This is a genomic window from Micromonospora sp. NPDC048839, from assembly GCF_040649915.1.
GTDB lineage: Bacteria > Actinomycetota > Actinomycetes > Mycobacteriales > Micromonosporaceae > Micromonospora.
Window position 1 is genome coordinate 46,338 of the sequence record NZ_JBEZGL010000029.1, and the last position, 23,261, is coordinate 69,598.

The 23,261-nt window shown below is 69.5% G+C and carries 25 protein-coding genes; 14 read left to right on the forward strand and 11 right to left on the reverse strand.

The features are described 5' to 3' along the window. Nucleotides 1–25: 25 nt before the first annotated feature. The 11 genes from AB0C25_RS34185 to AB0C25_RS34235 all read right to left on the reverse strand — a co-directional run bounded on the left by AB0C25_RS34185 (nt 26) and on the right by AB0C25_RS34235 (nt 7,682). Entirely contained in the window at nt 26–880 is an 855-nt protein-coding gene (locus AB0C25_RS34185; RefSeq protein ID WP_357378951.1) for an N-acetylmuramoyl-L-alanine amidase, read from the reverse strand. A gap of 231 nt (nt 881–1,111) precedes the next feature. Beyond that, nucleotides 1,112–1,798: a hypothetical protein gene (locus AB0C25_RS34190; protein WP_357378953.1), complete on the reverse strand. Its 687-nt coding sequence runs from the start codon at nt 1,796–1,798 to the stop codon at nt 1,112–1,114. A 350-nt stretch (nt 1,799–2,148) separates the two neighbouring features. Beyond that, a complete protein-coding gene (locus tag AB0C25_RS34195; protein WP_357378955.1) occupies nt 2,149–2,841 on the reverse strand; it encodes a hypothetical protein in 693 nt (230 codons plus the stop codon). 17 nt (nt 2,842–2,858) lie between these two features. Next, nucleotides 2,859–3,581, reverse strand: coding sequence for a GNAT family N-acetyltransferase (locus AB0C25_RS34200; protein ID WP_357378957.1), 723 nt, complete (start codon nt 3,579–3,581; stop codon nt 2,859–2,861). 14 nt (nt 3,582–3,595) lie between these two features. Then, a complete protein-coding gene (locus tag AB0C25_RS34205) occupies nt 3,596–4,255 on the reverse strand; it encodes a GNAT family N-acetyltransferase (RefSeq protein ID WP_357378959.1) in 660 nt (219 codons plus the stop codon). A gap of 20 nt (nt 4,256–4,275) precedes the next feature. Continuing rightward, nucleotides 4,276–5,769, reverse strand: a complete 1,494-nt coding sequence (locus tag AB0C25_RS34210) for an APC family permease (RefSeq protein WP_357378961.1) — start codon at nt 5,767–5,769, stop codon at nt 4,276–4,278. 42 nt (nt 5,770–5,811) lie between these two features. Beyond that, nucleotides 5,812–6,474, reverse strand: coding sequence for a GPP34 family phosphoprotein (locus AB0C25_RS34215; RefSeq protein ID WP_357378963.1), 663 nt, complete (start codon nt 6,472–6,474; stop codon nt 5,812–5,814). A gap of 71 nt (nt 6,475–6,545) precedes the next feature. Continuing rightward, nucleotides 6,546–6,779: a hypothetical protein gene (locus tag AB0C25_RS34220; RefSeq protein ID WP_357378965.1), complete on the reverse strand. Its 234-nt coding sequence runs from the start codon at nt 6,777–6,779 to the stop codon at nt 6,546–6,548. Further along, nucleotides 6,776–7,051 carry a hypothetical protein gene (locus AB0C25_RS34225; protein ID WP_357378967.1) on the reverse strand — a complete coding sequence of 92 codons (276 nt, stop codon included), beginning with the start codon at nt 7,049–7,051 and terminating at the stop codon, nt 6,776–6,778. Before AB0C25_RS34225 ends, AB0C25_RS34220 begins: the two co-directional genes overlap by 4 nt. After that, nucleotides 7,048–7,350, reverse strand: coding sequence for a hypothetical protein (locus AB0C25_RS34230; protein WP_357378969.1), 303 nt, complete (start codon nt 7,348–7,350; stop codon nt 7,048–7,050). The genes AB0C25_RS34225 and AB0C25_RS34230 overlap by 4 nt, the downstream gene beginning before the upstream one ends. 119 nt (nt 7,351–7,469) lie before the next feature. Next, complete coding sequence (locus AB0C25_RS34235) at nt 7,470–7,682, reverse strand: hypothetical protein (RefSeq protein WP_357378971.1); 213 nt, start codon at nt 7,680–7,682, stop codon at nt 7,470–7,472. A 129-nt stretch (nt 7,683–7,811) separates the two neighbouring features. Between AB0C25_RS34235 and AB0C25_RS34240 the strand changes: the two genes are divergently transcribed. From AB0C25_RS34240 to AB0C25_RS34305, 14 genes are all read left to right on the forward strand, one after another. After that, nucleotides 7,812–8,597 carry a GntR family transcriptional regulator gene (locus tag AB0C25_RS34240; protein ID WP_357378973.1) on the forward strand — a complete coding sequence of 262 codons (786 nt, stop codon included), beginning with the start codon at nt 7,812–7,814 and terminating at the stop codon, nt 8,595–8,597. 155 nt (nt 8,598–8,752) lie between these two features. Next, nucleotides 8,753–9,148, forward strand: a complete 396-nt coding sequence (locus AB0C25_RS34245; protein WP_357378975.1) for a GCN5 family acetyltransferase — start codon at nt 8,753–8,755, stop codon at nt 9,146–9,148. 90 nt (nt 9,149–9,238) lie between these two features. Next, a complete protein-coding gene (locus tag AB0C25_RS34250) occupies nt 9,239–9,763 on the forward strand; it encodes a hypothetical protein (RefSeq protein WP_357379029.1) in 525 nt (174 codons plus the stop codon). Between the two features lie 28 nt (nt 9,764–9,791). Further along, the gene (locus tag AB0C25_RS34255) at nt 9,792–10,283 is read left to right on the forward strand and encodes a helix-turn-helix transcriptional regulator (RefSeq protein WP_357378977.1); all 492 of its coding nucleotides are present in this window, start codon (nt 9,792–9,794) and stop codon (nt 10,281–10,283) included. 62 nt (nt 10,284–10,345) lie between these two features. Beyond that, a complete protein-coding gene (locus AB0C25_RS34260) occupies nt 10,346–13,078 on the forward strand; it encodes a hypothetical protein (protein ID WP_357378979.1) in 2,733 nt (910 codons plus the stop codon). Next, on the forward strand, nt 13,078–17,307 hold the full coding sequence (locus AB0C25_RS34265) for a hypothetical protein (protein ID WP_357378981.1): 4,230 nt from the start codon (nt 13,078–13,080) through the stop codon (nt 17,305–17,307). Before AB0C25_RS34260 ends, AB0C25_RS34265 begins: the two co-directional genes overlap by 1 nt. After that, complete coding sequence (locus AB0C25_RS34270) at nt 17,294–18,373, forward strand: hypothetical protein (protein WP_357379031.1); 1,080 nt, start codon at nt 17,294–17,296, stop codon at nt 18,371–18,373. Before AB0C25_RS34265 ends, AB0C25_RS34270 begins: the two co-directional genes overlap by 14 nt. Before the next feature lie 20 nt (nt 18,374–18,393). Next, nucleotides 18,394–19,071, forward strand: a complete 678-nt coding sequence (locus tag AB0C25_RS34275) for a hypothetical protein (protein ID WP_357378983.1) — start codon at nt 18,394–18,396, stop codon at nt 19,069–19,071. 201 nt (nt 19,072–19,272) lie between these two features. Next, nucleotides 19,273–20,202 (forward strand): hypothetical protein, encoded by a 930-nt coding sequence (locus AB0C25_RS34280; protein ID WP_357378985.1) that lies wholly within the window; start codon nt 19,273–19,275, stop codon nt 20,200–20,202. A 63-nt stretch (nt 20,203–20,265) separates the two neighbouring features. After that, entirely contained in the window at nt 20,266–20,568 is a 303-nt protein-coding gene (locus AB0C25_RS34285) for a hypothetical protein (protein ID WP_357378987.1), read from the forward strand. Between the two features lie 192 nt (nt 20,569–20,760). Continuing rightward, nucleotides 20,761–21,414 carry a MarR family winged helix-turn-helix transcriptional regulator gene (locus AB0C25_RS34290; protein ID WP_357378989.1) on the forward strand — a complete coding sequence of 218 codons (654 nt, stop codon included), beginning with the start codon at nt 20,761–20,763 and terminating at the stop codon, nt 21,412–21,414. 2 nt (nt 21,415–21,416) lie between these two features. After that, entirely contained in the window at nt 21,417–21,659 is a 243-nt protein-coding gene (locus AB0C25_RS34295) for a hypothetical protein (RefSeq protein WP_357378991.1), read from the forward strand. A 39-nt stretch (nt 21,660–21,698) separates the two neighbouring features. After that, complete coding sequence (locus AB0C25_RS34300) at nt 21,699–22,721, forward strand: AAA family ATPase (protein ID WP_357378993.1); 1,023 nt, start codon at nt 21,699–21,701, stop codon at nt 22,719–22,721. Continuing rightward, on the forward strand, nt 22,718–23,254 hold the full coding sequence (locus AB0C25_RS34305; RefSeq protein WP_357378995.1) for a hypothetical protein: 537 nt from the start codon (nt 22,718–22,720) through the stop codon (nt 23,252–23,254). The genes AB0C25_RS34300 and AB0C25_RS34305 overlap by 4 nt, the downstream gene beginning before the upstream one ends. Nucleotides 23,255–23,261: the final 7 nt, after the last annotated feature.

Sequence of the window (23,261 nt, forward strand, 5' to 3'; positions counted from 1 at the left end):
CCACCTCACGGGATCAGCGGGGTGCTCAGCGCACCGGGTTGCGGTAGGCGGCGTCCCAGGTGTGGCGACCGATCAAGCCGTCCTGGTCCAGGTCCTGGTCCCTCTGGAAGGCCAGGGCCAACGCGCGGTACTCCGGGCCGTAGATGCCGTCGTTGCCGGCCTTGCCGAGCCAGCTGCGGCCCTTGCCGACTGACCAGCCCCGGCGGGCGAGTTGATTCGCCCACTCCTGGAGCCATGCCCTGTCGGAGCGGCCCTGGAAGGTCCGCTTGTACTTTCCGGACACCGAGTGGTCCGGGCCGGTGGACGGCCCGAAGTACCAACCGCTCGGCAAGGGGAACGCAATCGGCGTGCCCGGTGCGGGCTTCGTGCCGGCTGGCGGCTTCGGCTGCGTCGTGGGGGGCTGCCCGACGATCGGCAGGCCCGCCTTGAGCCAGGCGTAGATCTCGTCACCGGGGCACTCGGTGGACCCTCGGTCGCGGTGGCCGAGCAGCGTAAGCCGCTTGCCCTTGCGGGCGTTGGCCTCGTCGTAGAGCCACTTGAAGGCGCGGCGGGCGGCGTCGGAGACGTCCTGGCGGCCAGCCTGGTCCTTGCCGATGACGCAGACGCCGATGGACTCGGTGTTGTGGCCGGCGCAGTGTGCGCCGAGGACGGTCCACCCGCGGCCCTCGTAGAGGTCGCCGGTGACGGAGTTGATCAAGAAGTTGTAGCCGATGTCGCTCCAGCCCCGGACCCGCATGTGGTAGTCCTGAATCTGGCGGGGGGTCTGGGTGGCGCTGGCGGCCGAGTAGTGGCCCATGAAGACGGTCCGCTTGGACCAGGGCACGGTGGAGCGGGACTCGGGGGCGCGGGCGCCCCATTCGGCGCGGCTGATGATGTCCACGGGTGGTCCTCCGGCAGCAGTGTTCGGCTGTCGGGGGACAGGGACAACGGTAGCGGCAGCTTCCTACGCGCAGTGCTCGGCCCGGAAGCGGTTAATGAAGCCGACTCGGGGGCAAGGCGTGCAGGGAAAACAGGCAGACCCGGAAGAGCGACCTCGGGTGGCGGATCCGTTACCCTTCGGATGCCGCGCGGTCGCTACTCCCGGGTCCTCCTACCCGACCGGACGGGCAGTTCAGGGTCGGACGGCGACTCCAGCTCGCACCGTGTGGCCGCGTTCGAGGATCAGGTAGTGCGAGAACAGGCCCGAACGGGCTCCGGCGACCCGTTCTTCGGCCGCGAGTAGTTCGCCGGTTCGAGCGTCTACGACGAGGGTTAGGGTCGAGCCTCCAGCGGCCACCGTGAAGGCGAGGCCAGGACGTCCGGCCACGTCTCTGGTCACGCCCCCGTAGGTGATGCGCCGGAGGCCGGCGAGGACCCGCAGGCACGCCGCGCGCTGGTCACGGCCAAGGTACTGGCTGACGGCCAGCCCGACTACGCCGTGGATGAGCATTCGCGGGTACGCGGTCTCGTCGGCCAGCTCGCGCGGCGCCAGCAGGCCGCTGAGGGGGGCAGGGTCGGTCGGCAGTGGCTCGGGCAGGTGCGGGTGAAGGCCCCCGCGGGCGTGCTTCGTGATCGTTGCCGGGGAGCGTGCGAGCAGGTGCCGCTCTTCTGGCCGTGGCCGATGGTTGACGCCGGACAGGTCTGGAAGCCTGCGAACCGCTTCCTGCCCGGAGCCATCAGCGTTTCGCCGCCACGTTTGCAGGTCGGTCCTGGTGATCGCGTTGGTGGAGCGGGCCCACGTCTGAACGTGCAGGTACGTGTAGGGGAGCTGGCCGGTGTCGTCTTCGGGGGTGGCGCCGACGTTCGCCGCCAGGGCCATCAGCCGCTCCTGCGGGGTGAGGCCGGGGTCTGTGACGCTGACGGGCGGAACTGCGGCGGATGGCCTCCCGGATGCGGGAGACGCGGACGGCGGCAGTACGCGGTGCGTTGGCGGGGACGTGGGCGTGCCCGTCTGGCAGGCGGTGAGCAGGACGCTGCCGAGGACGCCTACCGCCATACGGCGGGCAGGATCGGTCGGTCGTGGCATGGGCATCGTGAGTTGATTCCTCGCTGGGCGGTGGGGGACCGGCACCGGGCCGCGTAGCGTCGCAGCGCGCCCGGTGCCGGTTGGTTTGCAGGTCCGGTCGGTCGGTGCCGACTCGCTCAGGGTCGGGGTGGTGCGCGCCGGCCTTAGGCTGCGCTCATTTGGGCGTGGACGGTGACGCAGCGGCTCAGGGTGAGCACCACGCTCGGGTCCTGGAATGCTTCGTCGAACTGATCGAGTTCGGCGTTGGATAGACCAGCGGCGGTGAGCTGGTCGCGCACGCGTCGGGCCACGTGGCGGTAGCGGGTGCAACCGGGGCCGCCGCCGCGGCTGGTTTCGGTCAGGGTGCTAGTGCACACGTGGTCCACACCTAAGCGGATGAGCAGTCCGATGGTGTCCTCGGCCGAGCACGGCCCTGCCGGCGACGGAGTGAGGGCGTGGATCGCCCGGACGACCCTGTCGATGACGCTGGTAGCGCCCGGACCAGCGGCATAGATGACCGGCGGAGCGGGGAGGATACCCGCGAGGATGAGCCATCCACCGGGGCGGAGCGACGCGGTCAAGGGTGCGAGCGCGTCGAGTTGATCTGGCTGGCGATCTGACAGGACGACGTCGTAGCCGTCTGGATCGGCGGACCAGTGCGCCGCCCCGTGGAAGTCGTCGATGGCGAAGAGGTGCCCGCTCGGACCAACCAGGCGGGACAAATGCTCGCGGTCGGCGGCACCGGTGAGGTCCAGGACTCGTTGCCCGGGGCGGACGCCGACGCGGTCTAGTTGATCGGTCAGCAGTCGCGTGAGTGTTTTCCGTGTCGCCGTGCGCCAATCCTGGGCGGTGGACAACGTGTCGGTGTTATCGGTCATGATGACCGGCTCCTGTCGGTGAGTGCGGTCGGGAGGCTGTGCGCTGGGTCGTCCGCGCCGGCCTGGTGGCTATTTCGTTGGTCAGGGCAGCCGACGTCCGGGCGGGAAACGCCGTCGTGTGGCCGCCGGGTGCCGCCACGGCGGGCGGGCCGGCCGTGGCGGGTCAGGGGCCAGAGGACGGGCCCGCTGGGAAGGTGCAGTGGGAGGGCGGCGTGGTAGCCGTGAGCGGTGAGGAAATCGCGGGCCGCCTCCGTCGTCACGACGGCGGAGATCGGGTAGCCGAGTTCGTCGACGACCTGGTGGTGCTGCACGAGAAGTGCCCGGGCCAGGCCTTGCCTGCGGAAGTCCGGGTGCACGGACAACCACGACAGCCAGTGGTGCGGGGCGGCCGATCGGTAGCTGCACAGGGCCGAGGTGAGTTGCTGGAAGCGTGGCAGGTACCGGCCGGTGGCGGTGCTCAAGTGGTAGTCGGCGAGAGCGCTCCGGTCATCGTCGGAAGACCTGCTCCACATTGCGACGGCCGACATGTCGACGAGCACGTCGACATCCCGCCGCTCCACGGCGTGGTCGATCTCGATCGCCAGCAGCCTGTGGAAGACGTTGGGTCGCTGCCCTGCGTCTGGTACCAGCCATTCGGCGATCGGGTCGGTGTGCAACTCGGCGGTCAGCATGGTCGCGATGCTGGCGACGTCTGCCTGGGTGGCTGGGCGGGCGATCATCGTTGCGCCCGGGTTCACTGGCTCTGCCGAGGTGGTAGCGGCGGTGCGAAGAACGCGTCCGGGACGGTAGCACCGCGCGGGGCCCTCCACATCCGCCAGATTTCCGGCCCGGCGGTGGGTAGGTGCATCGACGGGCCCGGTAGGTATCCGAGCCGTTGGTAGAGCCTGCGGTTGCGGTTGTTGGTGGCTTCCAGGTAGGCCGGCATGCCGAGCGCGTCGAGCTGCTGGTGATAGCCGCTCAACAGCCTGGTCCCCAGGCCGCGGCGCTGCTGCTTCGGGTCGACAGCCACGTAGGCCAGGTAGTGGTGCGCGTCGTGCGGGTGGTACGCCTCGAACATCGCCTCCAGCAGGGCGAACTTCGGCGCATACGCCCCAGTCGCGCGCTCCAGTGCCTCTTGGTGTTCGGCGGAGCCGGGTTCCGGCGGAGTCAGTCGGGGGTACCAGATCGCCACGGCGGATAGGTCCGCATATGTGTCGACGTGACCATGGGCAAGACCGTGGTCCAGGACGAGTTCGAAGTAGCGGTGGTAGGCGAGCCGCCGGTCTCTGTGGTCCGGGATCAGCCAGTCGGCGACCGGGCCGACGAAGAACGCTTCGGCGAGGACGGAGACGAGCGGTTGGGCATCGCTGGGTGTCGCCCGTCGCACGCCCAGGCTGGTGCTGGTGTCGGTCATGGTTGCTCCTGGGAATCTGCTCACGCCGGCTGGCGGAGGACGTCGGGGGTGCGGAGGGGGGCGGCGGCGCTGTCGGCACCGAGTCCAATTGCCTCGTAGGTGTGCTGTGCCCATCGGCGCAGGATCAGCGCCCAGATGACACCGACGACAGCGGCGGCGGCGTACGCGGCGGGGAAGAGCCACCGCAGGGGGGAGTCGGGGTCGACGCCGAGAAGGGTGTCGAACTCGTTGACGGTGACCCCGAGGATCGCGAGCAACGCGACCGTCGCGATCAGTGGCGCTACGAGGGCGCGCCAGGCACCCTCGTTGTGGTTGAGTCGCGCGAAGAAGCCGATGACCGCTGCCGATGTGGCGGTCATGAGGACCAAGACGCCGAGACCACCTGTAACGGTGACCCAGAAGAAGAGGTGCACGATGGGGTCAGCGTTGGCTATCGCATAGCCTATGAGGACGGCTACCGCCAATGCGCTCTGCGTGATCGAGCCGGCCTTGGGTGCGCCGGTGCGTCGGCTGGTGCGGCCCAGCACAGCGGGTAGAACGCGCTCGCGGCCGAGCGCGAACAGGTAACGGGCGACGGTGTGGTGGAAGCTGAGCAGCGCGGCGAACAGGCTGGTGATGAACAGGACCCGGCCGATGGTCACCACGCTGGACCCCAGATGCGGTGACACCAGGTTGAAGATGAGGTCGGTGCCGTCCTCGGTTGCTGCTTGCACGATTTTGTCTGGTCCGGTGGCGACGGACATTGCCCACGCCGACAGTCCGTAGAGCAGGCCGGTGACGCCGACGGCGATGTAGGTGGCGCGGGCGACGGTGCGACGCGGGTCGCGTGTCTCCTCGCTGAACACGACGGTTCCTTCGAACCCTACGAACCCGGTGATGGCCGTGACCAATGCGGCGCCGATACCGGCGGTGAAGAGGTGCGACGGTGCGAGGGTGTCGAAGCTGACGCTTCCGTCGGCGGGATGAGCGACCATGACGGCGTCGAAGACGAGGGCGACGGCGCATTCGGCCAGGAGCATGACGGCCAGCACCTTGCCGTTGAGGTCGATGCGCAGTAGGCCGAGGATCGCCACGACGACCCAGGCGAGCAACGCGCAGAGCCACCAGGTCACGTTCCAGCCGTACCGGTCGTCGAGGAATTGGGCGAGCACTGCGCCGAAGCCACCGTAGAGCCCGATTTGCATGGCGTTGTACGCCACCAGCGCGACCATGGCCGCAGCGACCCCGGCTGGTCGGCCGAAGCCGCGGGTTACGTAGGTGTAGAAGGCGCCGGCGTTGACGATTCGTCGGGACATGGCGACGTAGCCGACCGCGAACAAGGCGAGCACAGCGGCGACGACCAGGTACGCCACGGGGATGCCTGCGACGCCGGTTACGGACCATCCGGTGGTCGCGCCGCCGGCTATGACCGTCAGCGGTGCGGCGGCGGCTATCACGAAGAACACCACTGAAGGGATCCCGAGCCGGCCGCGAGCCAGGACGGCGGAAACTGTGTCGGGTTTCGAACGTGGCATGGAGGAGTCTCTTTCGGGAGGGGGTGTGTGGATCAACCGCACTCAGGACGTGCGGTGGCTCAGAACGTTCCTGCCCAGAGCGGCGCCGAGGTCCGCGAGCAAGTCGCGCAGCGGCGGCCACGACTCGGCCACCAGGCGACGCATGTGCACGCGGGCGGCCAGGGGTGCGCCGTCGAGCAGGGATGTGTCGAGATGGGTGGCCAGCGCCAGCCCGGCCAGCGCGACGTCCAGGTGGCCGAACGGCCGGTTGTTGCGCGCGTGCTGTGAGATCCGCGCCCATGACCACGCTGCGGTGTTCATGTCGGTCGGTACGTAGATCGTGCGCTGGCGCCAGAAGCTGCGGGTCTGTTCCTGTTGCAGGAGCCCGTCCTGCCACATCCGAGTGGCGACCTGCTCGTAGGAGGTGGCGGCCAGAAACGCCAACCAGGTTCTCGTGTCGGTGTGCTGCGGCGCGGCGATGATCCGGGCAAGGACGACGTGTTGCAGCCAGTCCGACGGCTGGAACGTGGCCACGACCCGGATTCGCCTGCCCTCGAAGGTGATCCGACGCTCGTAGTACAGCTCTGCGAGCAGCGCGGCGGCGAGCCCGAACGAGAGTGCGATCTCGAAGAGCCGAGGCTTCCCGGTCTGGTCGTCGTGGGCCATGAAGAAGAACTCGTCTGCGATGCGACTGGTCGGCGCGGGTGCGGTCCCTACCGCGCGCACCGGGCGACGCGGCGGGACGTGAGTGAGAGCGTGTGAGGGGTCCGGCACTCCGGCTGTGCCAGGGGGTGTGTTCACCGCGGCTGGCCTTCCTGTATCGGGTGATTGGAGGGGTTGAGAAGTTGGAGCTGCTGCAGCAGAAGCAGCCCACCCGGATGCTGTGCTAGCTCCTCGATGGCCCACGCCTGCTGACCACAGCCGCCGTCGACACATTGATGGCAGGTGCCGCCGTCTTTGTGTTGGAGCACCGTCCTGCGGGCGGAATCGAAGCGGTCGACCGGGCGGTCGCTCTCGTCGAGGCCGCTCATGGGGCAGCGGTGTGTCGTCGTAGAGCGGCGATGCTGACGCGCAACTCCACGCAGGGCGGGTGCTCCTGGACGGGCGGGCGGGTGCATTCGGGTCGGTGCCCGAGAACCCACATCCACTCGTCACTGAGGTGCGCCAGGTCGGTGCGGAGCTGCGCGACGACGACGTCCAGGGGGGTGCCAGGGACCAGGTCGCGGCCGATCGACCAGTCATCGCCGCCGAGTTGAAGCAGCGCGCCGGGCTCGACGCCGGGAACATCGCCGGGGCGCGTCATGCTGACGGCCCCTCGTCTCCCCGGCGGCGCCCGTCCGGTTCCGCTGGGACAACGGGGGCCGCACGGCCACCGCGATCCCGTTCGGCGCGAAGGAGGACGGCTGCGCGCTCGAGGTTCTCCCAAAACTCGCGGTTGGTCGCGGCCGCCTCCTGCGCGGTGGGCTGATCGGGGCCGGTCGCGCCGGCCAGGTTCCAGCCGCCGCGGTGGCCGTAGAGCGGAGCCGCGCCGTCGTAGTAGATGCCGAACGGCTGGTAGGCCTGGTCGTCTTGCCGGGGGACGAACCACTTGAAGCGCCTCACGTCCGCACCTCCCTCTGTGGGGTGCGTGGCCAGGCCCTCCCCTGACTCGACCACGCACCCCGTCACTGGGGTGCAGGGACCGTCTCGCACGGGGGAACGCGACGGTCCCTGCACCCGGCTCATGCGCGGGACTGCTCCCGCAGAAACTCGGTCACCCGGGCAGCGGATTTCTCGGCCTGCTCCACAAGCGTGCGGAGCGGCGAGTAGCCGGGAGGACGCAGCTCGCGGGCGCTGTCGGCCTGATCGAGTCCGGCCAGCAGCACGGCCGCCTCTGCGAGGGCGCGGTTGACGTTTTCCATCTCCCGAGCGAACTCGCCGGCGTGAAAGCTCATCCCTGCTCCCTGGTGATCATCACCCAACGTTGCGTAACGTTGGATTGATACCAACCATTGCAGTGCGCCAGCACACAGTCAAGACCAAAGGGCTAGATTGGTTGGTACGACATGGAAGAAGGTGGGAGCGTGCCCCCGCTGTACAAGAAGATCGCGAACGAGCTCCGGGAGAAGATCCGTAACGGTGAGTTGCGTGCTGGCGATCGACTGCCGACGGAACCTCAGTTTCAGGAGCAGTACGGGGTCTCGCGCAACACCGTTCGCCTTGCCACCGCTCAGCTCGTCAACGAGGGCCTGGTCGAGAGCGTGCCGGGCCGCAGCGGCGGCATGGTGGTCCGCGAGCGCGTAACCCTGACCTTCCACGCCAGCCGCGCCGAGTTTCCAGGCGGCTACGCCGAGACTGATGCCTGGCGCTCCGAGGTCGCCGCGCAGGGACACAGCGCGTCACAGGAGTTCGAGCTGCACATCGAGGCGTTGTCCGCCGAACTCGCCCAACGTCTCGGCGTGGAAGCCGACTCCCCTGCTGCGGTGCGCCGCTGCGTCCGCTTCGTCAACGGACAGCCGTCTTCAGTTCAGGACACCTACTACCCCATGGACCTGTGCAACGAGGTACCCGAACTGCTGTCGCCCAAGGACATCGCGCAGGGCACCACCCGACTGCTCGCCGAACGCGGCTACGAGCAGGTCGCCTACGAGGACGAAATCATGGCCAGGATGCCTACACCGGCAGAGGCGAAGATGCTCGACCTGGCCGCCGGCACGCCCGTGCTGCTCTACGTCCGCACCGGCTTCTCAGTCGACCGAGCCGTGCGGGTGTCCGTGACGCCGTTCGCTGGCGACCGCAACCGAATCGTCAACACGCTGGGCGACGCCGACGTAATCGCGAAGTTCCGCGACCGGGAGGAGCCAGCGTGATAATCACCCCCGCGAGGCTGACCGACGTCGACCTCATCATGAGCTGGCGACGTGAACGCGTTGCCTGGCTGGCCGCGCGAGGCGAACAGCAGTGGTCGATTCCTTTGCCGCGATCCGCCATCGCCTCTACCGTCTCTGCAGGGCAGACCTGGATTGTGTGGGACGGAGACGACCCGGTCGCGACGATCACGCTGACCGCCTACGTCGATGTCGACGGCCTGTGGAAGCCCGACCGAGATCCCGAGGCGCTGTGGTACCCGGAGGACGACCCGGCCGACGCGCTCTACGCGGCGAAGATGATGATCCCGCTCCAACACTCCGGCGCGAATCTGGGCGGCGAGATGCTCAACTGGGCCGGTGGTCGAGCCTACGAGGCCGGGCTGACCTGGTTGCGCCTCGACGCATGGACGACGAACACCCGGCTGCACGCCTACTACCGGGGGCAGGGTTTCCGGCACGTCCGCACCGTCGAGACCAGGGTTTCCGGCGCCTGCTTCGAACGGCCCGCGCAGCCGTACACGGGCGGACGACTCAAGACCGAATCGGCCTGACGTGTTCACGCTGACGGAGGCTCCGACACACCGACGGAGGCGGGCAGCAACACCACGGCCGCCATCGACCGCAGTATGGGTCGGGTGACGATGAACGCCTTCCCCCAGACCGCGCAGCCCAGCCTTTTCGGCGACGACGAACCCCTCAGCGACAGCCGCGAACCCGTGCTCATGTCGCTGAACCCCATCTACTACGACCTGATCTGGGCCGGCGAGAAGACCCACGAATTCCGGCGCCGGTTCCTGACGGGCCAATCGGTGCGCTGGTACGTCTACCTCACTGGGCCGGTAGGTCGGCTCGGCGCGGTCATCGACCTCGGGCCAGCCGTCGTGGATGCTCCAGAGAAGATCGCCGAGATCGCCGAGCGGACCCGCACCGGCAACGGTGCCTCGGTCCTCGAGTACGTGCGAGACCTGGACCGCGCGTTCGCTATCCCGATCCTGCGAGTCGCGGAGTACCCGGGAATGCCGTTGGAGCAGCTCAGAACTGAGCTGGGCGGGTTCCACCCTCCCCAGGGATACACCAAACTGCGCAACCACCCCGAACTTCTGAGCATCTGCGAAAAGGTCACCGCCGACTCGCCGAGCCGCGAGATGACCGTGCCTGGTCACTAGCGGGAACCGGGAAGTCGGCGACCGGGAGGTGGACACCATCACTCATCGTCAGGCAACCCGAGAGCCGTCACCGCTGCGTCGCGCCCGGCAGGGGCGCGGGTGGACGCTGGAGAAAGTCGTTGAGGCGTTCGACCAGCGCACGCCCGGCGGGCATTCCGGCGTCACCCCGACCATGATCAGCGGGTGGGAACTGGGACGTCACACCACCAGCAACGCGCACCGCCAGACGCTGTGCGCCATCTACGGCAAGTCCATCGACGAACTGTTCGCCCACCAAGACCGCCACCTCACCGCGGCTGGGGACGGTCCGGAACTGCTGGCGCGCTACGCCGACCTGCATGATTCGATGTTGGCCGTCGTCTCCGAGGCCCGTGAGTGCCTGGTCGTAGCCGGCTCCCGGTCGCGCAGCACCAGCTACTTGCAAGCCATCGAGGCAGCCACGTACTACCACGCCTGCCCGCCATGGGGGCGGCGGATTCTGTCATCAGTCTCCGAGGGTGCCGCTGACCTGCACAGCTAACTAGTAACCTATACGGCCGCAATGACTTATTGCGGCCGTATCAATTCGCCTAGGCTGTGGTCGTGGGCCTGGGGCGTGCGTACATCGAGATCGTCGGCGACGTCAGCAAGTTCGCGCCCGATCTGCGCAGAGGTCTGACGAAGGCCCTCAAGATTGGCGCGGTCGGTGTGGTCGCCGCGTCCGCGACAAGTCAGCTGCTCGGCTTGGCCAGCGCGCTGGCCTCGGTCGGCGGAGCGGCGTTCGCCGTGCCCGCCGCTGTCGGCGTCGGCGCGGCCGCCGTCGGCGCGCTGCGGGTGGCCACAGCCGGGCTCGGCGATGCCTTCAAGCAAGCGGCGACCGGCGACGCTGCCGCCTTCCAGCAGGCGATCGAAGGGCTGTCCCCGCAGGCGCAGAGGCTGGCGCAGGAGTTCCGGGCGGTGAAGCCGGCCCTCGATGGCATCCGCGACGCCGCGCAGGACGCGTTCACGGGGCCGATCGTCGGCCAGATCGGACAGACGGCCTCGGTGCTGGCCGGGCCGCTGCGGTCCGGGCTGGCGGGGATCGCCGGCGAGTACGGCAACGCGGCGCGGCGGGCGCTGGAGTTCGCCCGCGAGTCCGCGTCGGTGTCGCTGCTGCGCCAGGTCCTCGACACGGCGAAGCTGTCGGTCGGGAACCTGACGGCCTCCCTGGGCCCGCTCCTGACCGGCGTCCGGGACATCGCCGCAGTGGGTCTGCCCGTGATCGGGCAGCTGTCGCTCAGCGCGGGGGGAGCCGCCGGCCAGTTCGGCGAGTGGCTGTCGGCGATGTCGCAGAGCGGCGCCGCCGTCGCGGCGATCCAGACCGCTCTGGGAGTGCTGTCGCAGCTGGGCGACCTTGCATCGAACGTCGGCGGCATCCTCAGCTCCGTCTTCGAGGCGGCCAGCGCGTCGGCGGGCGGCGGCCTGCTCGGCAGCCTGGTGGCTGTCACCGGCACGCTGCGGGAGTTCTTCGCGACGGCCGAGGGCGGTGCCGCGCTGACGGGCATCTTCCAGGCCCTGGGCGCTCTCGCGTCGGGCCTGTCACCGGTGATCCTGGGCCTGGTCAGTGCCATCGGTAGCACGTTGGTGCCGGCGCTCATGCCGATCGCGCAGGCCCTGATCCCGGCGTTGCAGGCCCTGGTCCCGGCGCTGGCACCGATCGGCCAGGTCATCGCGTCGATCGCGTTGGCCATCGCCCCGGTCCTGCCGGTCATCGGCCAGTTGATCTCCATGCTGGTCGGGCCGCTGGCGCAGGCCCTGGCCGCCCTGGGTCCGCTGCTCGGCCCGATCGTGTCGGCGCTTGGCCCAATCCTGCTCCAGATAGGACAGACGCTCACCGCGGTCCTCGCGCCGATCGCTGGGCTGCTCGCCGAGCTGTTCACGCAGCTCGGGCCGCCGCTCGGCCAGATCGTCGCCGCCCTCGGCACCGCCCTCGCCCCGGTCCTCGGCGCGCTGGGCCCGCTGATCGTCCAGGTCGTGAAGGCCCTGATGCCGCTGATCCCGACGATCGTGTCACTGCTGCCGCCGCTGGTGGAGATCGTCGTCGCGCTGACCCCGCTGATCGAACTGGTCGCGCAGCTCGCCACCGTGGCGGTTGCCCTGGTTGCGCCTCTACTCAAGGTCGCGGCGGTGCTGCTCCAGTTCCTCGTGGCGCAGGCCGTCGCGCCGCTGGTGTCGGCCATCGCCAGCGCCTTGACGTGGCTGCTGTCCCCGCTGTCTGGGGTTGCCGACTGGCTCGGCCGGGTCGCCGCCTGGCTGAACGCGATCGACTGGGCCGGCGTCGGCGCCGCCATCGGCGGGGCGTTCACCACGGCGTGGACGGCGGTGGTCGGGTTCTTCCAGTCGATCGGCACGTGGTTCGCCGAGCTGCCCGGCAAGATCGGCGCGTTCCTGGCCAGCCTCCCGCAGATGCTGTGGAACCTGTTCACGTCGGCGGCGACGATGGCGCTTCAGGCCCTCGGCATCGGCATCGGCCTGATCCTCTACTCGGTGACCGTGCTGCCAGGGCAGATCATCGGCTTCCTAGCGAACCTGCCGTCGATGCTGGGCAATCTCTTCACCGCGGCGTGGAACCTCGGCAAGCAGCTGTTCCTGGCCGGCGTGAACGCCGTGGTGTCGTTCGCGGTCGCGCTGCCCGGCCGGGTGATCGCCGGGCTGGCAAGCCTCGCGTCGGGGCTGAACTCGACGTTCACCAGCGCGGTGAACGCCGGAAGGTCGGCCGCCGTCAACGGCTTCAACTCGATCGTGTCGTACATCGCCGGCATCCCGGGCCGGATCACGGGGTACGCCGGGAGGTTCCTGTCGGCCGGGTCGGGGCTGATCAAGAAGCTCGTCGACGGGCTGCGGAACGTGCCGTCGCTCGGCAGCATCGCCGATGCGATCTCGGGCACGATCAAGCGGCAGCTGAACAACGTCATCTCGGCGATCAACTCGGGCATCAGCAGGGTGGACGCCCTGCTGCCCGGTTCGCTGCCCCGAATCCCGATGCTCGCCAACGGCGCGATCCTGCGGCGGCCGACGCTGTTCGTCGGCGGTGAGGCCGGCGACGAGGTGGTGGTGCCGCTGACGCGGCCTCGGCGCGCCCGGGAACTGGCCGAGCAGTCCGGGCTGATGCGGTTGCTCGGGGCGGACGGTGGCGGCGGCGCGGCGGTGATGTTTGGGCGCGACGCGATCCGAGTGACCTTCGAGGGTGTTGTGCCAACCCGGCAGGAGGCCCTGGCCACGGGCCGGGCGGTCGGCCAGGGCGTGCTGGAGACGTTGGCCCGGCGAGACGTGGCCACGACCGTGAGGACGATCTGATGGGCGAATACAACCCGGACCGGCCCTACGTGCTGGGAATGCAGTGGGCGCCGCTGATCAGGTACCCGCTACACCTCGACACCGCCAGCGAGGTCGGCTACGTGTTCCGGGCGACCACCGAACAGGACATCTTTGGCGGACTGCGGCGGGTGCGGCTGCTGATGACCGCGCCGCCGCCGGGTCGCGCGTTGCGCAAGACGCTGACGGCCAACCTGTATCGAGCGGACGGGATGGCCGGCACGGGGCCGCTGCGGAAGTTGGTGATCCCGGTCGCGTCGGGCGAACTGGTGAGCGGGGCGGCCCTGGCCGGTGGGGCGTCGCAGCCAGCCGACGCCGTTAGTAACCCGTCCGATCCGCGCTACGTCACTCTGACGGGCCCGAATGCGGCGGCCCGGTTCTGGTTCGGCACTCTGGCGTCGTCCGTGCAGGCTGCCCTGTTGTGGCGGCGGATCGTTGACGTGTCGGTGCTCTACGTGATGTCGGGACCGTTCGCCGACCTGGGACCGGCGGTGACCCTCGGGTTGGAGCGTCCGTCAGCGGGCGTGAACTGGGTTATGGACGACACGCTGACTGGCCCCGCGGACCACAGTGGGGTGACGGCGGTGAGCCGGTCGCGCCTCGGCGAGCTGAACCCGTGGTGGAGCACGTCGGCGACGCCGCTGTCGACCAGGGATCGGATGCCGTACTCGTATGCGGGGAACGCCACGCCCACATCGGGACTGACGGCCTGGGCGGCGTCGGGCGGCACGAACATCAACATGCGGCTCCAGGTCAGCAGCTCCGCCCCGGCTGGCACCCAGTTCCAGGTGCACTACCTGGCGCTGGAGGTCACGTACGGGGAAGAGAACCGGGTCGGCGGCGGCGGCCTCGACATCGGCGACGGTGCGGCCCTGGTCGGCGGCTCGTACTTCGAGATCCCGATCTTGTCGTTGTACAACTTCGGGTACGACGTGTCGCTCAGCGCCGGCTACCAGTACGCGGTCACCGTCGGCCAGGCATACGCGGGACAGCTCTCGGTGGCGTCGCCTGTGCCAGTCCTCGTCGACCGGCTCGGGACGGTCGATCGGCTGCCTGGTCTGCACGGTGTGCTGCTACGCAAGACGCTCCGCGAAGGGGCGGTGCCGACGGTGGAGACGGTCAACGAGATGCCGGCGATCGTCATGTTCTCCGGGGCCTCGGCACCCGGCACCGCCGACGACAGCTCCCACGCCTACCTGAAACAGGCTGTCGCCACCCTCTACAGCCGGTTCGGGTGGGGCGCGACGGTGCAGCGGATCCCGAACGACACCGCCGGCACGTTCGTGTGGGTGCGGCTCTACGCGCGGCACCTGCCTGGGACGAAGGACCCGCTGGTCGTGGCTCAACTCGACCCAGCCGACGAGGAGACCCAGCTTGGGCCGAAGGCGTCGATCACCGTAGACGAGTTCGACGCGCTGCCCGAGGTAGCCGACGGCTGGAAGGAGGTCACTCTGCGGCTGGACCCGCCGGTGGTGGCCACCGGCAGCGGCGGACAGATCTGGTTGGCGTTGTACAGCTACGCCGACAACGAGACGCCGTGGCAGGTCCTCGGCGCCGACGCCGAGCCGAGCAATGAGGCTGTCACGCCGGCGAGCCGCACCGGGTACGGCAGGCAGAACGGGTACGCGACGATCGACGCCACCGACGACAGGTCAGCTGACCTGACGCTGATGCTGCTGCAAGAGATGGACACGGTGACCGGGCTGGCCGTGCAGCCGGCGGTGCAGCCCCTCGCGGTCGTCGACGAGCACTGCGCCCCGCCGGTCGGCGGCGTCCCGACCGGCATTCACTACCACCGGCTGACCTGGGAGGCCATCAACAGCGAGGTGGTGGTCGGCTGGGGTGTCTACGAGGTGCAGCGTCAGGACGACACGATGCACCCCGACGAGTGGGAGACGGTCGCCCGAATCGCCGCGCCGAACGTCACCGCGGTCGACGACTACGAGGCACGAGTGGGTGTCGAGTCGCGGTACCGGGTCCGGATGGTGCACCGGATCGGCGTGCCCGGGCCGTGGTCGGAGTCGGTCGCGGCGACGATTCCCGCGCCGGGGGTGACTGGCACCCGCGTCGACGTCGGTGTGCTGATCCTGACGAGCAACCACGACCCGGCTGGGAACCTGGCCTATGTGACGAACCCCGACCGATCCCGCGAGGACTTCACGTTCCCGGAGGCGGGGCAGGTCGAGTTGCAGGCGATGTTCGACAGGGACTACCGGACGGCGTTCCGGCCGCTGGAGCGCGGCGGGGTGGAGTTCACGCGGACGCTGCTGGTGAACGCAGCCGCCGTTTCGGCGGCGGCGCTCGACAAGGGGTTCCGGGAGCTGCGGGACCTGGCGTGGGAATCGCTGCCGTACGTGTGTGTGCGGGACGAGCTGGACAACCGGTGGCTGGCGACGCTGCTGGTGCCGTCTGGGACGGTGCGGCGCAGCCGCAGACGCGGGCAGATGCAGCTCGCGCAGGTGACGGTGGTGGAGGTGGCGGATACGCCAGCGCCGGTCGACGGCGGCCCGCCGCCGTGCGAGGGCCTGCGGGTCGAGGGCAGCACCGCGTGGGTGACGGCGAAGGCGAACGACCCGGCCGGGATCGACTGGAACCCGCTGGTGATCGACGACCAGTTCGCGCGAGAGGTACAGGGCGGGTTCGGGTCCACCGACACCCCCGGCGAGCCCTGGCTGTTGGCGACAGGGCCGCAGGATGGCCTGTGGGTGACTGGCGGCGCCGGGGTTTTCGAGCTGACCAAGCCGCTGAACGCGAACCCGTACTTCGAAACGAACGCGGCCAACTGGACGGTGTTCGACGGCACGTTCACCTGGTCGACCGCCCAGGTCCACCAAGGGGTGGGGTCGGGCCGGCTGGTGCCGAACGGCGTGGGTTCGCCGCAGATCCGCTCCGAGGTGGTGCCGGTCACCGAGGGCAGGGACTATCAGGGGTCGGTGTGGGCGAGGTGCGCTGCCGCTCGGTCCATCGACATCGCGATCCACTGGCTCGACGCCGCCCAGGTGCAGCTGTCCCAGACGGCGGTCGGGACCGCGTTGCTCGCCAACACGTGGACCCGGCTACAGGTGAACGGCACCGCGCCGGCCGGCGCGAAGTTCGCGTTCTTCCGGATCGCCAACCCAGGCACCCCGCCAGTGACCGCGTGGCTCGATGTCGACGAGGCGATCCTCGCGCCAGCGCCGGCAGGCTTCCGCGTCGTCACCGGACCACCCCTCCGGGACGTCGACGTGCAAGTGCGGGTGCGGCTCAACGAGCGTCCAATCACCCAGCCGATCAGCGTGTACCTGCCCGTCCGGTACAACGCTGGCGGCCAGGAGAACCGCTACGAGGCCCGGCTGGCGTTCATGCCGGACGCCACGCTGACCGTCGGCCTAGCGAAGCGGGTCCAGGGGGTGCCCGCCACTCTGGTCCCGCAGACCACCGCACTGGACTGGCAGGACAACACGGTGCCGTTCGTGGCCGGGGATTGGTACTGGGTGCGGATTCAGTGCCGTGGTCAGGTGGTAAGTGCTGCGGTGTGGAAGGACGAACCCGGCAGCTACTGGCCGGGCTGGACAGTGCAGACGCTCGACGGTTCGGTGACCGGCGCGGGCGCTGTCGGGCTGGGCGCGGCTGCCTCGGGGATCGCGAACGCCCACCCGCGGATCGAGTTCGACAGCTTCCAGGTGCGCCAGCCGATGGCCAACGTCGACATTCGGGTGCTGTTGCGCACCTCCGGCGAGGTGTGGCGCGTGTGGGTGGAGCACCTGTCGGACACCAACCCGGAGTCGATCTCGTCTGGGTGGGACGTCGACTGGTCGGATGCGGAGACGTGCTTTGAGGTGTTCGGCAAGGACGTGTTCTACCAGTGTGCGCTCAGCGACCAGTTCGGGGTGGTGCGTAACCAGCGGCGCTGGCTGCGGGCCGTCTACGAGCAGGACATCGGCGGCGGCCTCGCGCGGGTGACCCTGTACTCGTCGCTGGACGGGGTGACGTGGGGACCGGGACTGAGCTTGACGGACTACCCGGAGCCGCTGGACCTCGACGGCGGCTACTTCGGGGTCAACGTGTCCGGGGACGTCGCGGTGTCCCGCGTGGAGATCCGCAACGGCGTCGACGGGCCGATCATCGTCGAGCCCGACTTCGAGGCGCAGCCGAAGGGCACGAAGCTGTTCATCGACGCGCAGGGCGCTTCGTGGGAGGTGGATGGCCTTGGCATCTGTGGGGCGGCCTGACCTGCTCGACCTGCCTGCCCACGTCGGGCAGCGGGCGATGTCGTTCCGGTTCGAGCTGATCGACGGGCGGACCGGGATGCGGCGGGGCGAGCTGACGCCGCTGCGCGACACCACGCCGAGACTGGCCCACGACGCGACGGGGACGATCGTGCGGAAGGTGTCGGGGTTGACCCTCGGGGTGGTCGACGCGGCGCGGTTGAAGCCGCTGACCGACCGCTTGGCGATCTCGATGGTTGTCGGCGACCGGACGCGACAGGCGTACCCGCTCGGCCGGTACATGGTCGGGGACGCGACCGAGCTGATGACCAGCGCTGGGGCGACGGCACCGCTGACTCTGTACGACGAGATGTTCATCGTGGACCAGGAGCTGGAGACCGGCTTCGAGGCCCGTGGGCAGCTCGTCGACCAGGCGGTGCTTCGACTGCTGGAGGGGTTGCCGATCGGCGACCTGCTGATGGACTCGACCGAGCAGTCGTCGGTGAGCGCCTGGTCGCCGGGCACGTCCCGGGCGATGGCGCTGCGGGACCTGTCCCGGCAGGGCGGGTACTTCCTGCCGTGGTTCGGCCACAGCGGTCGGTTGCGGCTGCGGCGCGCGGTCGAGCCTTCCGAGCAGCCGGCGACGATCGACCTGGACGCGACTCGGCGGGTGTTCCGCGACTCGGTGTCGGTGGTGTCGGGTCTGCTGACCGCGCCGAACCGGTTCGTGGTGGTGTCGAACGACCCGGGCTCGGACCAGAAGCCCGTCGTTGGGGTGTACGACGTGCCGGCGTCGGCGCCGCATTCGATCGCCCAACGCGGGTTCGTGGTGCCGCAGACCGTTGAGGTGCAGGTGCGGTCGCAGGCGCAGGCGACGGTGTACGCGCGGACGCTGGGCATCCAGCAGGCGATCTACGAGTCGGTGGAGCTGTCGACGCCGCCGGACCCGCGGCACGACGGCTACGACGTGGTGCGGTGGAACGGGCAGCTGTGGCTGGAGACGGGGTGGTCGATGCCGCTGGCCCCGGGCGGGGAGATGCGGCACACCCTGCGGAGGGCGTACCCGGATACGGACGGGGGCGACCTGTGATGGACCGGGGGTACGTGCCGGTGAGGGCGATCGCCGAGGCCGTCCTCGAGCGCGTGACCCGGCTGGGCCTGATCTGGCGGCTGCGGCCGGGCCGGGTGGCCAGCGTTGGTGCTGACGGGACGGTCCGGGTGCTGCACGACGGCGACACCGAGCCGATCCCGGTGGTGTCGATGGTCGGGCCGGTCGCGGTGGGCGCGCGGGTGTTCGTCGTGAAGTCGCCGCCGGCCGGCAACCACATCGTTGGCTGGGCAGCGCGGCCTTCCATGGTGCCGGTGTGGGCCCGCAAGACGGCCGAGCCGGAGAACCGAACGGTCGGCTTCGTGCCGGACGCGCAGATGGTGTTGCCGATGCCAGCCGCCGGGACGTACGCGCTGCTGGGGAGTGTGTGGTTCCGGAGCACGACCACGGCCGACTTCAAGGCCCGCTTCGTGTTCAGCGCCGGGTCGGGGACCGTGCGGTGGAGCGCGGACGGCCCGTCGTTGGCCGACGCGACGAAGCCGGAGTTCGGGCTGGTCTTCGACAACGCCGCGGTGGCGCTCAGCGGGACGGGCGGTTTCCAGCGAGTGTGGGTGCAGGGGACCGTCATTGCGAACGGTCCGGCGGCCCTCACCCTGGAGTGGGCACAGAACACGCTCGACGCAGCCAGCTCGACGTTCGTCCTCCGCGACTCCTGGCTGAGGCTGGAGCCCATTCGGTGAGGTGATCCGAGCGTGAGTGGAAACAGTGCAGCCCCGGACCGCGAAGTCCGGGGCTGTGCTGCGTTCACGTGGAGACACCAGCATAGCGGCCTGGTCCGACAGGGGGCAAAGCGCCGCGCCGGCCGTACATACATTATTGACGCGAAGGACTCTCCTGGCATACAATGTATCTGTACGACTCGCGCTCTCTAAGGAGGAACGATGGGCAAGGCTCTGCTTGTGGCCTGGGGTCACGAGTTCGTGGACGAGGTGCTGGACGGCCTCGGCTCGAACACCGAAGTGGAGGTCGTCGTAGGCAAGCCGACAGTCGACCAGTGGAGGAACGCGCCGCTCGTCGTGATCGACGGCCGGTGCAAGACGCTGGCCAGCGGGATGCCGACGCACCTGCGGATGGTGGTCGTCGCCCCGGCCGTGCTCGACGGCGACCGGCTCGCCACCCTCTACCGCGGCTGGCAGGACGACTACCCGGAAGTGCCGGTGTACCACCTGCCGACCGGCTTCGATGCCGTCCGTCAGCTGGTCGTCGAGGCGGCCGCCGGCACGCAGCGGCCGGAGGTGCGGATCGGTGTGGTCGGCGGGCACGGCGGCGCCGGTGCGACGACCGTCGCCACCGCCCTGGCGATGGCTGCCGCGCACGACGGACGGCGGACGATCCTGGTCGACGCCAACGCGCCTGGCGGGGTGGACGACCGCCTCGGTACGCCCATGCGCGATCTGCGGGTGGTCAACTCGCTCGCCCCGGCGTACATCCTGGACCGGCACGCGGGCGACGTGAAGGTGGTCGACCTGAGCCGGTCGCTCAACGAGGACCAGATCGCGGCGGCCGGGCTGTGCGACCTAGTGCTACTGGTGGCCAACGTGCAGCGGAACGCGCTGGTCACCCGCCAGGTGGCGGCGCGGCTGGCCGTCAAGGGCGCGCGGTTCGCGGTCCTGCCGACGTGGGCGCACGACGACGCGGCGCAGGCGCTGGCCGAGGAGTTCAGAGTGCAGTTCCTCGACGAGGTGCCGCTGGACCCGCCGTCGGTGTTCTCGGACGGCCGGGTGCACCTGATCGACTCCTGCCACCTCTTCGAGATGGCACGGACGCTGCTGGCCCGCGCTCCGTACTTCGCTGCCCGGGTGGCGGCCTGATCATCCCCGGCGGGTGCCGTACATTGACCCTGTACGGCGTTCGACTGTGGGAGGAGAGGAACGATGAAGGTGAGCCAGGCGAAGCTAAAGCTGGTCGCTCGGCAGGTGACGGCGCAGCTGATGCAGCCGGGTCCGCTGACGTTGCCGCCGGTGGTGGGGCTCAAGGAGATCGTCCGCATGTTCGGCGTGAAGGACAACACGCCGTACCAGTGGCGGTCGAAGGGCGTCCTGCCCAAGGAGGACGGCGAGGTCAGCAACAACCCGGTGTGGAAGGTTACCTCGATCTACGCGTTCGCCGATGACACGAACCGGACGATCGTCTGGGACCCGTGGGACGTCCTCGTCGAGGACGACGAGGCGGCATAGGTATGAGCCAGCCGGACGCCATTGCGGCCGTACACATCGGGTGTAGGGTGCCGGAAAACGCGTCGACCCCGCCAGGCGGTCATCTGGCGGGGCCGAAGTTGCTCTACCCGGAACGGAAAACGGGTCGCACGCGCATCGTACGCCAGTTCGGGCGACGGTGCGCTGGCGGCGCTTCACAGAAAGGCCGCCTGCATGGTGGACCGGTGGACGGTCGAGCGTGCGATCAAGAGCGAGGAGTGCGACCTAGAGCCCCCTGGTCGACACCTCGTCTTGACGCTGCTCACCTGGACCGACTCCGAGACGGCGATGATCCCCGAGCGGTACACGCCGAGCCTTACGGACCTGGAGCGGGCGACCGGCATGGCCAGGTCGTCCGTGACGAAGTGGCTGAACAAGGTGGAGGAGGAGAAGTGGGTGAAGCGCATCCGGCCGACGGTGGCGGACGCGCGTCGCAAGAAGGCGAAGACGGTCTACCAGATGGGAGTCCCCGCAGACCTGCTGCGGGCGCTCATCGCGAGGGGCGTAGTTGGTCCGCGTGCCGGACCAGCGAAGTCCGAATCGCCCGGGTCTGTTGGTCCGCCAGCCGGACCAGAGAAGGGCGGATCTGGTTCGGGACGCGGACTATCGCTAGTCCGCTCAACGGACCGAGTTGGTCCGCCAGACGGACGCAAGACATACAGGGAACAAGAAACGGTTGGTGGTCGCGCTCCGACCGTGGAGGACCACGCGTACATCGAGGGGCCGAACGGCCGGTGCGCGCTTCCCGGATGCACCAAGTCGGCACCGCTGCACAACCGCCGCCTGTCGGTTGTGTCCAAACGGGACAGGAGAGTGATGGGGGAATGAGGGTGATCCTCGCGCCGGTCGACGTCGCGCAGTGCGAGACGTGCAGCGGCGTGCTCGTCGCCGCCGGAGACGACTGGCGGCACCAGGAGGACACCGGCTGCACGGACCTGGGCACGCCGGTCATCTGCTGGCGCGACGAGTGCGCGATGCCCGCCGCCATCGGCAGCGAGGCCTGCGCGGGCTGCACGAGCCCTTTTTCGTCGGGCGAGGGTGTGGGATCACGGTCGACTACCGCGACCGTATAGAGTCTATGTAGGTTCGTTCACGTGGAAAGGGACGAAGGAATGAGTTCACGGTTCATGCCGGCCACCCGGAAGAAGGCGAAGGCGCGGATCGCGCTCGCCGGGCCGAGCGGGTCGGGCAAGACCCTGACCGGCCTCAAGCTGCTGTACACGCTGACCGGCGCGGCGACCATCGCCGACGGCCTGGAGCGGATCGCGTTCGTCGACACCGAGCGCGACTCGGCCGACAAGTACGCGGTCAACTCCGAGCTGCCCGGCGTGGGGGACATGACGCCCGAGGAGGCCGGCGGCTACGGGTTCATGAAGTTCTCGCCGGTCAGGTACGACCCCCGGCAGCTCGTCGAGCTGATCGACGAGGCGGCGGTGGCGGGCTACACGGGCTTCATGCTCGACTCGGCCTCGCACTACTGGTTCGGGCCGGGCGGCATCCTGGAGCTGGTCGACCTGTTCGCTCGCAACCACGGCGGCCGGTCGATGGACGGCTGGAAGGACGTGCGCCCGATCGAGCGGGCGTACATCGAGGCGCTGATGAGCTTCCCCGGTCACGTCGTGGTGTGCCTGCGGTCGAAGCAGCGGTACGAGATCACCGAGGGCGCGGACGGCCGCAAGCAGGTGTCCAAGCTGGGGATGCAGCCCGACCAACGCGACGGGCTGGAGTACGAGTTTGACCTGGTGGGCGACCTCGACCAGGGCCACTACCTGCGGGTGACGAAGAGCCGGTGCGACGCGCTGGCCGACCAGGTGATCCACAAGCCGGGCGCGGAGCTGGGCCACCAGCTGCTCGACTGGCTCGACAACGGCGAGCCGCCGAAGGACCTCGACTGGCCGAAGGCCCTCGCGGCGTGCGCGTCGCGGGAGGACCTGGCGGTGCTGTGGCAGCGGGTGCAGCGGCTCGGCAAGACGCAGAAGCTGCGGGACGCCTTCACCGCGCGGGGTGCGGAGATCAGCGCCGCTCGCCGCGCGGCTGAGGCTCCGGGCACCCAGCTCGACAGCGCGCTGACCGAGGCGGCCGGTGCGCCGGCCGCCAACGGGCGGCAGCCCGAGACGGCGGGAGCGGCCCGGTGAGCGGGATCCGGCAGGAAGCCACGCGGGCGGCGGTGCTCAAGGCCCTGATGGACGAGGTGAAGAAGGTCTACGACGCGGCCCGCGCCGAGGCCGACGGCCGCTTGATCGAGCTGAACGGCGCGATCGGCGTCAAGACAATCGAGGTGCGGCTGCCGGGCTACGACCAGCCGGTGGCGCAGGTGACGCTCTCCGAGCCGAAGTCTGGCTACGTGGTCGACGAGGCCGGGTTCCTCGCCTGGTGCAAGCAGGAGCACCCGTCCGAGGTGGCGGTGACGACTCCGGCGCCGGTGGAGTCGGTGCGGCCCGCGTGGCGGAAGGCGCTGCTCGGCCGGATGAAGGTCGAGCAGGACGGCACGGTGGTCGACGGCGAGACGGGCCGGGTCCTCGACTTCGTGAAGGTGGCGGAGCCCTCGCCGCCGTCGACGACGCTGACCTTCAAGCGGGGCGGCCGGGAGGAGGTGGCGCGGGCTTACCGGGACGGACGGCTTGCGCTGCCCGAGCTGCTGGCGCTGCCGGCAAGTCCGCAGGAGTAGGGCGGTG

What these genes read in the sequence shown, in the direction of transcription:
- AB0C25_RS34265 (WP_357378981.1), top strand. Translation starts at nt 13,078, where the DNA reads ATGGGCGAATACAACCCGGACCGGCCCTACGTGCTGGGAATGCAGTGG.
- AB0C25_RS34235 (WP_357378971.1), bottom strand. Translation starts at nt 7,682, where the DNA reads ATGAGCTTTCACGCCGGCGAGTTCGCTCGGGAGATGGAAAACGTCAAC.
- AB0C25_RS34200 (WP_357378957.1), bottom strand. Translation starts at nt 3,581, where the DNA reads ATGATCGCCCGCCCAGCCACCCAGGCAGACGTCGCCAGCATCGCGACC.
- AB0C25_RS34190 (WP_357378953.1), bottom strand. Translation starts at nt 1,798, where the DNA reads ATGGCCCTGGCGGCGAACGTCGGCGCCACCCCCGAAGACGACACCGGC.
- AB0C25_RS34220 (WP_357378965.1), bottom strand. Translation starts at nt 6,779, where the DNA reads ATGAGCGGCCTCGACGAGAGCGACCGCCCGGTCGACCGCTTCGATTCC.
- AB0C25_RS34210 (WP_357378961.1), bottom strand. Translation starts at nt 5,769, where the DNA reads ATGCCACGTTCGAAACCCGACACAGTTTCCGCCGTCCTGGCTCGCGGC.
- AB0C25_RS34300 (WP_357378993.1), top strand. Translation starts at nt 21,699, where the DNA reads ATGAGTTCACGGTTCATGCCGGCCACCCGGAAGAAGGCGAAGGCGCGG.
- AB0C25_RS34205 (WP_357378959.1), bottom strand. Translation starts at nt 4,255, where the DNA reads ATGACCGACACCAGCACCAGCCTGGGCGTGCGACGGGCGACACCCAGC.
- AB0C25_RS34290 (WP_357378989.1), top strand. Translation starts at nt 20,761, where the DNA reads ATGGTGGACCGGTGGACGGTCGAGCGTGCGATCAAGAGCGAGGAGTGC.
- AB0C25_RS34285 (WP_357378987.1), top strand. Translation starts at nt 20,266, where the DNA reads ATGAAGGTGAGCCAGGCGAAGCTAAAGCTGGTCGCTCGGCAGGTGACG.
- AB0C25_RS34225 (WP_357378967.1), bottom strand. Translation starts at nt 7,051, where the DNA reads ATGACGCGCCCCGGCGATGTTCCCGGCGTCGAGCCCGGCGCGCTGCTT.
- AB0C25_RS34250 (WP_357379029.1), top strand. Translation starts at nt 9,239, where the DNA reads ATGAACGCCTTCCCCCAGACCGCGCAGCCCAGCCTTTTCGGCGACGAC.
- AB0C25_RS34280 (WP_357378985.1), top strand. Translation starts at nt 19,273, where the DNA reads ATGGGCAAGGCTCTGCTTGTGGCCTGGGGTCACGAGTTCGTGGACGAG.